The following is a 14,588-nucleotide window of genomic DNA, read 5'->3' on the forward strand; positions in this document are numbered from 1 at the left end:
CCGGGGGCCTTCTTCTTTGTGCCTGCGCCTCTGGGGTCTGCCGCGCGGTCCGTTCACCGCAGGCGTCTAGCCAAGGTTCCGGCGCGTCGCTCGTGCAGCGAAGCCGTCCATGGCGTCGAGGACCTCGCGTGCCTGCCAGACCTGGTTGCGGCGGTCGGCGCTGCCTTGGTGGAGCGCGCCCGCGGTGACGAGGGCCGCGATGGCGTTGAACGCACCCTGGCGTGAGGAGCCGAGGAACCGTTCGACGTAGGCCGAGTTGACGACGGGTTGCGCGAAAAGGTGATCGGCGAGTCGCCATGCACCTGAATCGCGTCGGGCGCGGATGGCTCGCTGCCATGCCTCGTGAATCGCCGAGGTATCGGCGGCGAGCTGACGGCCGTTGGTGACCGCGCGCCGTGCCGCGCCAGCGAAAGTCGCGACGATGGGGTCGATGTCACCTTCGCGAAAGGAGGTGAGTGCGCGGAAGTACCCTCCGGTGTCGCCGAGGAGTCCGGAGGAGACAGGCACGGTCGTGTTCCTGGCGAAGCCCGTGGCGTGGAGGATCGCATGAACGATGGCGCGACCTGTGCGCCCGTTGCCGTCGGAGAACGGGTGGATGGTCTCGAACTGCGCATGCGCGAGCGCGGCCTGCACCAGGCCGTTCATGTCGCGCCGCGCGGCGAATGCGATCAGGTCGCTGATCGATCCCTCGATGCGCTCCCACCGTGGGGGGATGAAGTCCGCACCGTGCGGGCTGAGGTCGGGCCGGCCGATCCACACGGGTCCGGCCCTGAAGGTTCCCGCGATCTCCGGGTCGCTTCGGTGGAGCAACGTCTCGTGGATCGCGAGAATCTGCTCGCGGGTGGGCGGACCGGCCAGGTCGATGGCGCGACGCATCGCCGCCGCGTTGTCTGCGACGAGCTCGGCGTTCTCGCCTGCCCTCAGGCCCAGCGCAGCGGTCGCGAGGTTGCGCGCGTTCGCCGTGAGGTGCTCGATCTGGGAGCTCGAGGCGGACTCGGTGCGCAGCAGTACCGCCGGCATGGGCACCGGCAGGCCGGCCACATCGCGGTCGAACGCGGAGATCTCCGCTGCGGCGGAGGCCACATCGTCGGCGCGCGCTGCCGTGAGGAACCGGTAGGGGTCAAGGTCGGCGATCGCCGGCGCGATCGCGGCCTGGTAGGGCCGTGCCTCGAGTCGGACCACGTCAGTGATCGCGACGCGACCCTCGAGCTCTGCGGGAAGGGCCCATGAGACGTCCTCGTAGCTCACTGCGGGCCACCCGCCAGGCCGTCCGGCGTGTGAGCTCATCCTCGACGACCCCGATCCCTTGTTCCAGGCTTTTCCCTATCCTTGAATAAGGACGGCGTGGAGTCAAGGGTCGCGGTTGAATCTGGAGTATGGGTCTCGAGACGTCGATGATCCAGCACCGCTCCGCGCGCGAGTGGCGGAGTAGGCAGACGCACACGGTTCAGGTCCGCGTGCCAACCGGGGGAGGCTCTGCGCCGACGAAATCGGAGACTGACGGCAAGGGGCGGCGGGCCGAGCGCCAACCGCTACGAAGACAGCGCAGGAACCTCGAAGGCGCGCTCACGCAGCGCGTCCAGTCGCTGTGCAACGTCGTCTCGGGGTGCCTCCGCGGCTGCAGCGACCATCGCGTAGATCGCGCGTCCCCGCTCGGTGGCCAGGAGCAGGTGTTTGTCGCGCTCGCAGTGCGCCTTGAGTACCTGATTCACGACGCCCACGTTCACGCCGTTGCCCATCTGCTTGTACGTGAGCGCATCGCGCTGGTCGCCGAACGTGAAGTTGTCCGGCAAACCCTGCAGGCGTGCCGCCTCACGCGCGGAGAGCTTGCGCCCGATGGGGCCGATGATCGGCGTCTGCGTGATGGCCACCAGCGCCGGCAGATGCGTCGGCCGCTTCACGCGGAGCCCAGAGGGGCGAAGCGAGATCACGCAGTCCCACATAGACACGGCGTCCTGCGCCTGCCACTCGAGCTTGCGGCGCGACTCCGGGAACTCGCGCACCTCACGCAACCACTTGTTGATGACCTTCGCTCCGAGGAACTCGCGCAGGCTGTCGTATAGATCGAAGTTCTTGCGCAGGAAGTCGGCCTTCCATGCCGGAGCGCCATCCAGCAGATGCTCGCGCGCGGTCTTGGCCGTCACCCACGCGTCGGTCCACACGGGGTGGCCGGGGAGCCGGCGCAGCGGTTCGCCCGTGAGGCGGGCCTGATCGGCACGCCAGGCTCGCATGAAGACGACCATCTGCTCCCAGTGATCGATCCACGCACGCTCGTCCGGGGAGATCTCGGTACCGGGCACGACGGCAGCCCTGTCCATCGGCAGGTCATCGACGAGGTTCCACTCCCGATGCATCAGCACACGCTCGGGAAGGGTAATCGGCTCCGGGTCGGGGTCCATCACCATGCCCTCGGGCACGAGAGTCGCTGTGATGAACACGCGCTCGCGGACCTGCGGCGACCCGCCGAACTCAGGTGCGATGAGGTGCGGGGAGAACACGGCGCTCTGCTCGGCGACCTGGTAGCCGGCGTTGCGCAGGTGCTCGATGATGACCTGCCACTCGTGCTTGTGGCGCGGGCCCGCGAGGTTGCGGACGTTCTCGAGGCAGATCAGCGTGGGCTTGCGCTCGCGGACGATCTTCTCGATGTTCCAGAAGAGCGTGCCGCGGACCTCGTCCATGCCCCGCTGGGCACCGGACTTGGAGAACGGCTGGCAGGGGAAGCCGCCCGTGATGATGTCGTGCGCGGGTACCGTCACAGCGTCGTCGTTGGCGTCCTTCGTCACATCGCCAAGTGCGGGATGCTGCCAATTCGCCTCGTAGACAGCGGCGGCGTGCTTGTCGATCTCGACCGCGTACGCGTGCTCAGCACCCATCGCGGAGAGTGCGGCAGCGAAGCCGCCAACGCCTGCGAAGAGGTCCGCAAAGGTGATGGCGTCGGGGCTTGACGGTTCGAGCATGGGGCAAGCTTACGTGCTGCCTCTGACAGTGGCGAATTGCCCCTCCGAGAGGGAGTCAGACGAGTGGGGTTAGAGGCCGATCGTCTTGTTCACGGCAGCCTGGAACTGCTCCTCCGTGAGCGCGCCGGAGTCGCGGAGTGCGATGAGCGCGTGGATCTCGAGGACCGGGCCTTCTGTCTTCGGCTTGGAGGCCATGAACATGTTGGACAGGCGAGGGAACTGCTCCGGCGTGGCAACGGACTCGACGAAAGCGATGCCCGCGTCTTCCTTGCCGCGATGCTCGTTCTTCGGAGCGTTCATCGGGATCACGCACTCGGGGTGCGCCTTCGCGTGCGCCTTGACAGCGCCGAACGGCAGAACCACGGCGTCCGACCGCTGCCTTGTCTGCGCGACGACCTCCGGGTGAGTCGCGGGGTCCACCAGGACCAGGCCCGGCAGCGTGGGCGCGACGAATACCGTCGGGTCCGTCATGCCGCCGCCAGCGCCGCCAAGGCCGTTCGTGATTCGCCACTCACCCGGCGTTCCCGTCTGCGACTTCACCGACCACATGCCGCGAGCCTTCTCGCGCAGGTTCACCAGGTCAAAGCCGTTGGCGTTGTGTCCGCCGGGAGCCGTCAGCACGCCGACTGCCCAGGCGGCGGCGGAAATGAGGTGCTCGAACGCTCCGCCCATGATGAATCGCGACCCGCGATCCGCCGGGTCAACACGACCGAGGCACACGCGCATCGCAGCCTCGAGCTCGCGCAACACGGCCGCGTCCGCCATCAGGCGATCGCGGAGATCGTCGAAATCGGGAGAGCCGGAAGACATCAGGGTCGTCATGCGCAAGACGATATGGCACCGGATGAGGTGCGGTAGCCCTGCCGCGCTGATCTACTGAGTCCAGGAAAGGCGCGAAGGCCACTGCGATCTCCAGCGGCACGTGACGTTGAGACTGTCTCGCCGCTAGTCAGTGCCGAGGAGGGCATTGAAGACCTTGATCGGTGTCCGGTCGAGAACGAAGGCATCCGTGACCGTGACGTTGGCGAGTCCGCGCCCTCGGAGTCGGGTCGCGGCCCCTTGGACTTGATCGTTCCAGTGCGACTTGTCGTGCCTCCATAGCGGGTGTCCCACGATGGCCGCTGATCCGTCGCCTTCGGTGCACACAAGGACTTGCAGCCCATTGGTCTGGTCGCGCTCGATCGGCAGGTGAGTGCCGTAGCCCTCGACGAAGCGGCGAATCAGGTCGTTGGTGTGCGGTTCCCAGTGGGCCAATTCGAGCTCCTTGCCGAGTGCGAGATCGACTACGTCGAGGCCGAGTCGCCAGTCGAGGGCCCAGTGATTGAAGCGGTTCTCGTAGTTGCGCAGGCAGCCGGGGCACGACGAGGTGCACGCTCCGGCGTGCGCAGGACTGCGGAGCGCGGTTCCCGTTCGCTCGCTGATCGATGTCAAGAGGCGCTCAAGGGTCTCCCGCCCACCAAGTTCGACGGCGTAGCCGGCCCCGTTGTCGAGGGCGTCGGCGATGAACACCCGTGAAGACACGGTGCTGTTCTGCTTCGCGGGTTGCAGGCCGACTTCGAGTTCTGACTGCTCGATGCTGAGGTAGTCCTTCGCGGCATTCCGCAACAGTTCGGCGAACGAGAGCAGCGCACCCTTTCCGGCTGGGCATGCCCATGGCAGGGTCGCCACAACTCCGTCTGGAAGTGCCAGCCGGTCGAGGCCTAGGAGAAGTACGTCCGTGCGGCGTACTTCACCGATCGCCGCTGACTCCAGGGCCTGTCCACTCCTCATGAAGTCGGGAAGCGCGCGGCGATACAACTCGCGGTTCTGTGCGACAACAGACCCGTCAGAAAGGCGCTTGAGGTCGAACAGTTGACGGTTGTTGTCGTTGACGGCGACGACCGCAGCTTGCTCGAGTAGCCGTGCCGACATTGCTGGCAGTTGAAGCTCATGGCCCACATGCGTGTCCGTCGAGAGCTCGGAGTACCCCGCATAGCCGGGAGCGATGTGGGTGTCGTCGAAATCGGGCTGGCTGTAGATCGTGCGGTAGCCCTCTGGCTGGTAGACGGGGAATGTCCGCATCGATTCGCCGCAAACGTCACACAAGGGCTCGGACTCGCGCTGGCGCGTGTCCAGGCTCTCGCACACGGCGCAGCGATGGACTTGGAGCGGAACTCCCAGGGGGTCTCGAGGCACCGCCTTCTGCCCTACGAAATTGTAGGCGGCGAAGCCAACCGCTAGATGTTCTGCGCCGTCCTTCACCACGACCGCGCCAGGTGCGAATGCGGTGATGGACATGCCTAGGTCGCGGTCCGCGACCGTGCTGGCGGTGAGATCGCGCATTCGGTCGATCCGCTTGGAATACAGCGCCCTTACGCGCGTGGGGAAACCAAACATGGGGAGCACGCCTGCGTTGGCGAGGAGTTCGCTCAACTCGCTGTGGCCGAAGTATGGGCTGCCGACTGCCTCGTCGATGTCCGAGACCAACTCGGTGCGCGCCCACGCCGCCAAGGTCGTTGAGGGAATCTCAGTGAACGCGCTGAACCGCTGGCACACGGCCTCCACATCGGAGGAGTCCTTGAGCCATGCATTGATGTCGCTTCGACGGTCGGTCCACTCAGAAGTCAGCCCAAATGTTCCGTGGATGCTGTCACGAGTGCGCCTCGGTGAGACAGGCAGCGCAACGAACGCTTGACGGAGCAACTCGGCGGCAACCACGCGGCGAACAATCCTCGGCCGCGAGAGATCGATGAACGGCGGAGCCGGATCGGCGGCCGTCATCTTCTCGGGGCTCTGGAAGTAGTAGTCGTCGTGGGCGCGGTCGCGCGCGACCGTCACCGCGAAGGAGAACGGCTGTCCCGATCGCCCCGCGCGTCCGACCCGCTGCTGGTAGTTGAACCGCTGCGGAGGCATGTTGGCCATTGCAACCGCTCGGAGCGATCCGATATCTACGCCGACCTCCATCGTCGTTGTCACCGACAGCAAGTCGAACGGATCGGCAAGTTTGCTCTCCGTGGGAGGTGGAAGCACGGCATTGCGGAACAAGCGCTGCCGCATCCTCTGATCCATAAGACTTGTTTGCCCGGTGAGTTCCGCGACACGCATCCGGCGCAGAGGGCGCGTCGCGAGCCAGCCGTAGTAGTCGAGCTCTTCGGTGCGGGGCAACTCGCTGAGAACCCCGACTTCGCACTCGTCGTTGGTGCACACGCCCGCCGACGGATGGAGATGCGCCGTCGCGCAGTTGTCGCAGACCCATACGGAGACGCTAGGCGCACGCAGCACGAGTGAGTCTGGATGGCTCTGTGTCTGAAGTGTCCAGGAACTGTCGATCACACTCTGCAATTGCAGGTGCTCACCCACGCGCGCTGTAAGGGTTGTTGCATCGAGCGAGTGCTTCGCAGCGACGCGCGCCAAGTACTTCTTCACTACTCGCGGGGCAGTTGTCGTGAGTGCCGCGTACCCACCTTCAAATCTCTTGGCGACACCGAGCAGCCGGATCACGCTCGCTGTAACTTGGCTAGCGGCCTCCGGAGGAATGCCCCAGTCCTGCGCGACCTCAGCCCGCGCATGTACGACCCCAAGGCGCGTTGATTCCAAGTCGCGCGAGGCACGGTCAAAGACCGCATCCGCGAGAGCGACGGAGGTCACCCGAGCCCTGTCCTTACGGATTGGCCCAGCGATGGAGTCCTGCATCGGCACCCACGATGCCGCCGACGGCGGTTCGTATGCTCGATACCAGGGATAGTCGCCTTCACTTTGTGCCACGGATGGTCCCGGCCCGGCTGGGTTGATGCCTTGAGAAAGGAAGGCTCCCTCTGCGCTGCGCACCAATGCGGCCCACGGTAGGGCGTCTTTGTCCGCTTCGGCGGCCGCGATCGTGGCTAGGTCTTCAGCTTCCGCCGTACCCGCGTGCTCGAACCGGAGCGCCGCGTACAACGACTTGTACTCGCTCTTGAACCGTTCGGCGGTCGCAAGTTCCTCTCCGGTGAGTTCGCCGCGCAACAACGCGCGCAGCGCCGTCACCGGGTCTTCCCGTTCGTGGAGCAACTGTCGAACGACCTGCCGCACTTGGTCGCGGAAGTTGTTCAGCGAAATGCCCGCTGCCGTACGCGCCGCGTCGTCGCGGCTATCGGTGAAGACAATCGTGCGGGACTCTTCGGCAGAGGAGCCGAGACTGCGGAAGAGTTGTGACACGGCCATCTGAGTCAGTTGCGAACGGCCCGAAGTGTGGGCGCGGATGGGGGATCGAACGTTGCCTGCGAAGTACACTGCGGCGTCACCGTTTGCCTGGCTGCCACCGCATCGTGGGCAGGTCTCCGGGAGCGCGGGTGCGGCGAAACCGCTGCCGTCGGCTGCGCTGTTGCTGAGTACGACTGCGGGAATGCCGTCCGTACCGCCGAGCGCAAGAAGGCCCAACTTGGGGTTCCATGTGGCGGCCCCGAAGTTGAACTCGACCACTGTCTGGCCTTCGTCCATGTCGGCTGGGAGCTTGTGGCGGGTCGGGGCGTCCGGCACGGGTGAACCCAGCCAGAGCCATCGGTACTCGTCATCCTTGCGGCGGTAGACGAAGTCGCCGGAATTGTCGCCCGCTCTGACAGGTGTCGTCGAAAGGATGACTGAACCTCTGTCGGGCTGCTCGACCAGGTAGCCACCGAGACTGACATCGCCGCACTCGAAGCAATAGAGAAGCTCGAGAACGCGTGCGCCGCAGTCTTCACAGGTAGACCGAGGTGTGTCGTACATGCGTCCGATGCGGCGAGGGCTTGCGTCGACGGCTGCCGGGCAAGCAGGGTCGGAGCACGCCCAGAGGCCTCGCATCCCGCGCATCATCACGTGCCCGCGAATCTGCAACGCCGGCGGCGCATCTGCGAGGCCGGTGAGCATCCGCGAGAGAGCTTGGCGGGCTTCGCTCGCGCCGCCGAAGAGGCGCTGCGCCACCGTGTCGAAGCGAGTTGCGCGCGGCGAGGCGTGCCCGGTTGAGACGCATGCGGCCGCGATTGCCTCAGCCCAATGGCCGTCGGCCGCAGCCTCGCCAAGGTCCTCGTCGGCGAGATCAACGATGTCGGAGGCCTTCGGCACGGTCGTGCTCGCGACCGCTCGCGGCTGTCCCGGCTCGATGACGAACGTCTCCCGGTCAACTCCGAAGAACCGCTCGAGATATTCCTGTCCGGAGTCGTCGCCGGGAAGAGACGCGCTCGTCGCGATGATCCTCAGCTGGTGCGAGTCGGGAGCAAGGCCAAGTCGAGACGCGAGGTTGCGCACTACCATGCCTACCTCGGCACCGGTGCTGCCACGGTAGAGGTGTAGTTCGTCGACAACGAGTGTGAAGACGTTGTCTCTGGAACGGGCGAGCCACTCGCGGGTGGACTCGAACATCGGCTCTTCGACGTCCCGCATGAGCATGACGTTGAGCATCGAGTAGTTGGTGACGATGATGTCTGGCGGCGTCGCGATCATGTCCCAACGCGTAATCAGCTCCCCGGAGTTGGGGTCTTGGAACTGACCTGCCAGTTCGGGCTTGTCCAGAGTTGCGAGTTGAGTGGCTAGACGAGCGAGAGACCGCATCTCCGATGCGACCCGAGACACATCGTTTCCGGACGCTGACCCTGTGGGTACGTCGCCGGAGCCTGGTGTCGCCCCCGTATATCGGCCGAACCACAGGTCAATCGGCTGGGGCATCGATCGCAGACCCTTGACCGCGCGCCTGAGGCGCGCGACCTGGTCCTCGACGAGCGCATTCGTGGGGTAGAGGATCATCGAACGGATCGCCGCGGGCCGTGCGCCAACCTGGCGCGACGGCTGCCATGGCTGCTTCTGGCGCTCGATGCTCCACCACTCGTGGATGGGAGGGAGTTCCGCGTCGGCGCGCTTCTCGGCCGCGATCCGCGCAAGCAACGGAATCAGGAAGGACTCAGTCTTTCCGGAACCCGTTCCCGAGGTCACTACCGGGTTCCATGGTCGAGCCGCCGAGAAATGCGTCGCGAGGGCGCTGGCTTGATGCTGTCGAAGTCTTACTTGGTCGATGGCGTGTGGTGCGACGCCGAAGACTGAAGCGACCACGTCGCCCAGGGTCTCGGCATCAATGTGTGCCCCCTCGGCCGCGTCGGCGACGGAGGCATTGCCCTCGTAGGGCAGCACTGGCTCGAGCATGAGGGGAGCGAAGAGATTGCCTTGACCCTCGAGGAGCAAGCGTCGCCGTTCCTTGACGAGCTTTGCGTCCCGCAAGGCGTAGGCGGTATCGATGTAGCGCAAGAAGGCCTCGCGCAGATCGTCCGCGATCTGTACCGGAGTCGGGTATTGCATCAGGACCTCACTGACTGATCCGTGAGAACACGATATCGGCGACCTCGCGCGAGACCCCCGGATATTGCAGAAGTCGAGATTTCTCGATCTCGATCGGTGCGCGACCCGAGCAAAGCGTGAGCGCGCGGCCATACAGCCCCGGCAGATCAGCTCCCAGCGGGGTCACTACGGACTGTGTACGCGAGTGATATCCCACCAGCGGATCGTTCGCCCACAGGTTGGCGACGTGCTTAACGAGCTGTGCGTTGGCGAGGGCAAGCGTTCCGTTCTCCAGGTCGCGCATGGAGCGGACCACATAGATCGATCCGAAGTCGCGCAGCCGATACGCGCCTGCCATCGCGAGCGAGCCGGCGGCGATCCACGACGCAGATGCGCAGTCCCAGTACTCGGCTGACCTGTACTTCGGAACCGCGATACGCGTCAGTGACTCGGCGACGGAACTCAAGGTCGGGAGCGCGTTCGCCATGGACGCAGCTGGCGAAGAATGGAGGACGACGATCCCCATCTCGGCCAACTCCTTTGCCACGAGCGAGCCGCACACCTCGATGCGTGGGATGCCGCCATCGGTGGTGACGGTGACCGTCGCATCGGGTTCGAGCGAGCGACGAAGCTGAGCGACGAGCGCTGCGGAATGGGCTCCAGTGAGCACGTGCTTCCCGCCGTCCACGGGAACGAGAGTCGCCGAGTTCACCGCCCAGTGCGTTGGTTTGAGTCGATCGTCTCTCGCGATATCGATGTGGCCGACGGCCTCAAGGCGGCGCACGAGTACATCGGATAGGAGTCCCGAACCTTCCACCTGTGCGGCGATGGTCTCGAGCGTCGAGAGAGTTCCGTGACCGACGTGGTTGAGGGCATCCGTCGCTGTCCTCAGGTCGTGCGTCGGCGCGTCGACGACCCGAGGGATCTCCAGCGGTGCGCGCGGCTTCGCGGCGTGCGTGTCCCTCCGACGGGCGGCCCATGCTGTTCCCGCCGAGCGCCGAACGGTGCCGCATGTTGAGCACTCGCCGACGATGGTGCGTGTTCGGCGTTCCCCGGGGAGGGGCGCTGGCGGCAACTGTGTACGGTGCTTCCCAGTTACGAGGCACGAGTCTTCCGCAACGGGTACTCCGACGCTGAGCCTCGGCGGACTCTGGGGCTTCGGCCGCGCCGCGCGGGGCGTGAATTCGGGCATGGCCTCTCGCGGGGAGTCTAGGACTTCTGGCAGTCCGAGGGTTCGCGCGCCACTGACGTGAGCGGGCCAGTCGGCCGGACCTGCCGAGAGCGGCCACCGAGGCGATGACTCAGGCGAGTACACGAGTCGGATGTCATCTTCGGCGACGCTGAACTGCGGGGTGCTCGCGGAGCGGAGGCGGATCAATGCCGTGGATGCAGGCCGAGTGGCACCGTCGACGAACATGCCGACCAGGTACTCACCGTCTGCAAGCTCCTCACCGGCCAGCGGAAGCACCGCAACTTCGCCATCGGTGGAGGTGCTGACCAATTGGAGGCCGGGGTCGACGCGTGTCCCGTCGTAAACCCGGAGGTCAACTGACTTGGCGTTCGCGGCCACGGCGACAATCTCTGGAGGCTCAAGTGAGGACCACTTCCGCAGCAATCCTGGCAGCCGGAACCCGCCGCTCACCGTCAGGCTCGTTCGAGCGCGTGGAGCGAGCGGAAGCAGGTCGAAGTGCGTCGTGGCGGTCGGGACGGAGACAACTTGCACACGTTCGTACGCGATCCAGCTATCGGGCAACCCGGGTAGGTCTGCGAGTTCTGACCAACCGGGGCGCGCATGCTCGCGGAGGTGCGCTTCGAGGCGTGACCGGGTGTCGTGACGGGCGATCAAAAGAACTTCGTCCCCTAGCGCTGCGCACTCCACTTCTACGAACGAGCCTTGGAGGTCGTCCCAACGAAGTGGCACGACGCGACGAGGTTCGCGCCGCACCTGGCGGTCATTGTCGATGCCAAACGTTCCTTCGATGCGATCGGCTATCAAAGATGAGGCCTCGATGAGCTGCACCGTGGAGAGCCTTGTTGAACCTCCTGGGCCCGCGACCGTAGGGACTTCGGTCGTTCCGTCCGCTGCATGAAAGCGCACGATGCTTGGTGAATCGGAGCGATAGGGAATCGCGAGGTTGAACTCGACCTTCTTGCGGGGGAAGGTGCGCACGAACGCCAAGAGGTGTGTATGCCCGGCATGGCGTCCAGCCTCTGCAAGGGCTGCGCCAGAACCGTCCCAGGCATCAAGCTCGAGGCAGGCGGCGTCGACAATCCGATCGCGCGCCGCCGGGTTGTGCCAGAGGCTCGCCAAATGCGCGCTGAAGGGACTCGGGGTCTTCGTCGCGTAAGGCTCCATCGCCGCTTCCATGTCCGACGGCGCGACCCGCTGGCCGGGGGCGAAGCCCTCGAGCGCGAAGAACTCGCGCAAGCCCTCGCGATCATGCTGGCGCACGACTGCCTGCGACATGGGCAGGCCCACGTAGTCGTGGCCGCCAATCGCATAGGCAGTGGGGATTCCCCGCTCGCCTTCCCACGCCTCCAACCACGCGTTGAGAGAACCCCAGAGCTCATTCGCGTGCTTCTGGTAGGCCCTCGTTGCTCGGGCGTGATCGCCCGTCGGGATATCCAGCAACTCGTGAAGGCGGGCGTAGTAGTTGTGCGAAGCGTGGTCGCGGTCGGCGTGCATCCGTTCGGCGGCCTGCGCAAGTACGAGCAGGAGTGGAAGAGCAGGCGGCGTCTCGAGCGGCTGTGCCGCGTGACGCCGAGCTCCGGCCACGTGCCAGTCCAGCATCGGCGTGCCGGAGTCGGCAAGGTTCAGTGTTGAGCGCACGACTCCCGAGATCGCGTCCCCACCATCGCTCGCGATCCCTGCGGTCTTGAGAATGCGCTTGCGGACTTCTTCGTCGGCCAGGCAGTAGACCGGTAGGCCGGCCGACGCAGAACTGAACATCTCTTCGGCGATCGCATCGGTGAGTCGCCTGTACGCGGATTCCATGCTTCGTGGGTCCCCTCAGATCCTTGCGCCTAACCTAGTGATCGCGACAGACAGTCGGTTATAGGCACGCGGAGTCCGAACACGTTGAGTGTGGGCGACAATCTGCCCAAGGCTCGACATGCGCATCGCGGTATGGCTCTCGATAAGGCGCGCTGGTCGCGGCGTGCCGATCCTTGTCGCCGAGGCCGCTTCAGCCTCTGCAAAGCTTCGATTGGACTCGGACTGCTGAACCGGACCCGCATCGTTGGCGGCAATCGAGAGCGATACCGTCCGGTTGCTTGTCAGGCGGTCGACGTACGGTTGCGATGTGGCCATCTTGAACCGGCATAGGCGCGGCCAGCGGGGTCACACTGTGTGGATTCAATGCCGCTACGATGGCGCATTATCAGGGGTTCTGCATAGTGCCGGGCTTGGGGGCGTGGTGACTTTGACTGTGGATGGTGACAGCCGCCTGCGTTCCCATCAGCAGTTGGACCTCAACGCACGCAAGGGGCGTTTTGGTGTGGTCTACATGCGCGGCATCGCGAGCCAGGCGGGCTGCGGCTTTGATGAGACGAGTCCGGGCGAGGACACATTGGCCATTGACTACACCCTGAGTTTCCCCGAGGCCGGGGTTCGGGTGCAGGTCAAGACAACGAAGCGCTACGCGGTTGACGGACAAGAGCCCGAACTCACGTATTCGGTCGAGGATAGTTGGGTCCAGAAGTGGAGCAGGGTGCAGGTGCCGCTCTACTTCGTGATCGTCGTAGTCCCGGCAAGTTCCGAGGCGTGGGTCGCCCACGAGGACGCGGGCACGAGTCTGCCGGGCACGGCCGCCTACTGGGTGCGGCTGTCTCCTCGCCAATTCGAATCGTCGAAGACCATCCGGGTACCCCGAAGCCAACGGGTCACAGCCGCGACGATGGAACTGTGGCATGCAGATGTCCTTGAACTCTTCCGGCCGCTGTCGACGGGGGTGTCATCGTGACCGTTCGACGAGAGATGCGCGCGGATGTCGCCAGCTACCTCAAACGGCATGGCTGGTCCCAGGGCGCACCTGGTCTTATCGGCGAGTTGTGGCGCTCGGCGAGTGCCGAACTGCCCCATGAAGTTGCAGTCCCCTACGAACTTGAATGGGCATCGAGCGACTTTCGTGCGGTTGCTTCTCGGATTGCACTGAGCCGGCGCGTGCCAATGGCCGTCGTGGTCGATGAAATTGAGCGTGAGTTCCAAGACGTCCAGAATTATCGTGTGCGAGACGGCTACCTGGTCGAGGACGCGGTTTTGCTCGAAGGCGCGTCGACCATTCTTCTTTCAGCGCGCCGCCTGCTCAGAGCAGCGGCGACCACAGCGAGGAAGCCTCGTCCGGCGATCGGTGCGAACTACAGTCCTCCGGGTGACGCGCTTGCTTCTCAGGCCAGGCTTGCGCATACCAAGCGCGGTTCTTTCGTACTGCCAGTTGTGATGCCCGTGGAGCCGCCAGAGCCGCTCGAGCGCGACGTCCTAGGTGGACAGGTGGTGCTCGAACCCGCGGAACGCCGCGTCACGCGCACGTTGGCGACCGCCATCGCTGCGTTGGACAGCATCGCGATCAAGGCCGCGAAAGAGCCGGGCCTCGACGAGGTTGTTGACCTGGTGCAGAGCGGCGTAAGTCGGGAACTGGTGGCGGCGGTACGCGCGATCGCGGTGCAGTCGGGGGTCGACGCATTTGATGCGACCTTCGCGTGGGCACCGGGCCTTGGTGCGCCCGGAGGCTTGCCCGAACGGGTAGTCATCGAAGATGAAGCCTCGCAGCTGCTGGAGCGAGTCGAAGGCAAGTTGCGTACGACGAGATCGGACCGGGCTGAGTCTGTGTCCGGCCAGATCGTTGAGATTCGTCACGTGCCGGACGAGCCGCTTGGTGAGGTTGCGATTCGCACGATCCGAAAGAACCGCAACGTCGAGATTAGAGTTACGGCGACCGAGCCCACAATCCGAAACGCGTTTGACTGGGCAAAGCAAGCTCGCGCCGTGATCGCGCGTGGGCGTGTCGTCAGCGCGCCGGGTCGTCCGCTGTCGATTCCCCACCCGGAGCAGTTGATGCCCATTGATGCGCTATTCGCAGATTCGGACAAGCCATAGTCATCGGCCGCCTTGGCCCGAGCTTCAAGTTCGGCGGATGCCAGCGACGCCGCGCCGCTTGACTGTCTGGAGACATCTCATCCGGCCGCGAAGTGGCCGCCGGGCACTGCCCCGAGCGCGGTTGAGTCGTTCTTGGTTGACCGTGAAGCCGCGCGCAGGAGTGGATGACTGCGAGTTGCTGTCGTGCGCGTCGGCGGCGGCATCGTCGGCAAGTGATCTGGGCCGCTGGCGTCCGAGGTATCTTGCTGGTGAGGCGACCACTCCGGGTACCGCCT

Annotated in this window: 7 protein-coding genes; 2 read left to right on the plus strand and 5 right to left on the minus strand. The window is 65.2% G+C overall.

The features are described 5' to 3' along the window. Positions 1-66 precede the first annotated feature (66 nt). From AOM05_RS02975 to AOM05_RS14135, 5 genes are all read right to left on the minus strand, one after another. Positions 67-1,182 (minus strand): Fic family protein, encoded by a 1,116-nt coding sequence (locus tag AOM05_RS02975; protein WP_228373185.1) that lies wholly within the window; start codon positions 1,180-1,182, stop codon positions 67-69. A 350-nt stretch (positions 1,183-1,532) separates the two neighbouring features. Beyond that, positions 1,533-2,957: a DNA (cytosine-5-)-methyltransferase gene (dcm, locus tag AOM05_RS02980; protein WP_062519291.1), complete on the minus strand. Its 1,425-nt coding sequence runs from the start codon at positions 2,955-2,957 to the stop codon at positions 1,533-1,535. Positions 2,958-3,026: 69 nt separating this feature from the next. Then, a complete protein-coding gene (locus AOM05_RS02985; protein ID WP_062519292.1) occupies positions 3,027-3,779 on the minus strand; it encodes a hypothetical protein in 753 nt (250 codons plus the stop codon). Between the two features lie 123 nt (positions 3,780-3,902). Further along, positions 3,903-9,239 (minus strand): DEAD/DEAH box helicase, encoded by a 5,337-nt coding sequence (locus tag AOM05_RS02990; protein ID WP_062519293.1) that lies wholly within the window; start codon positions 9,237-9,239, stop codon positions 3,903-3,905. A 7-nt stretch (positions 9,240-9,246) separates the two neighbouring features. After that, entirely contained in the window at positions 9,247-12,213 is a 2,967-nt protein-coding gene (locus AOM05_RS14135) for a hypothetical protein (RefSeq protein WP_062519295.1), read from the minus strand. Positions 12,214-12,520: 307 nt separating this feature from the next. On the opposite strand from AOM05_RS14135, the gene AOM05_RS03000 reads away from it, so the two are divergent. Both AOM05_RS03000 and AOM05_RS14140 read left to right on the plus strand, forming a co-directional pair. Further along, the gene (locus AOM05_RS03000; RefSeq protein ID WP_156165006.1) at positions 12,521-13,180 is read left to right on the plus strand and encodes a DUF4365 domain-containing protein; all 660 of its coding nucleotides are present in this window, start codon (positions 12,521-12,523) and stop codon (positions 13,178-13,180) included. Then, a complete protein-coding gene (locus tag AOM05_RS14140) occupies positions 13,177-14,313 on the plus strand; it encodes a hypothetical protein (RefSeq protein WP_156165007.1) in 1,137 nt (378 codons plus the stop codon). The genes AOM05_RS03000 and AOM05_RS14140 overlap by 4 nt, the downstream gene beginning before the upstream one ends. Positions 14,314-14,588: the final 275 nt, after the last annotated feature.

Source organism: Demequina silvatica (assembly GCF_000971215.1).
Classification (GTDB): Bacteria; Actinomycetota; Actinomycetes; order Actinomycetales; family Demequinaceae; genus Demequina; species Demequina silvatica.

Bases quoted from the DNA above. Each gene is read 5' to 3' on its own strand.
- dcm (WP_062519291.1), bottom strand. From the start codon at position 2,957: ATGCTCGAACCGTCAAGCCCCGACGCCATCACCTTTGCGGACCTCTTC.
- AOM05_RS02985 (WP_062519292.1), bottom strand. From the start codon at position 3,779: ATGACGACCCTGATGTCTTCCGGCTCTCCCGATTTCGACGATCTCCGC.
- AOM05_RS02990 (WP_062519293.1), bottom strand. From the start codon at position 9,239: ATGCAATACCCGACTCCGGTACAGATCGCGGACGATCTGCGCGAGGCC.
- AOM05_RS14135 (WP_062519295.1), bottom strand. From the start codon at position 12,213: ATGGAATCCGCGTACAGGCGACTCACCGATGCGATCGCCGAAGAGATG.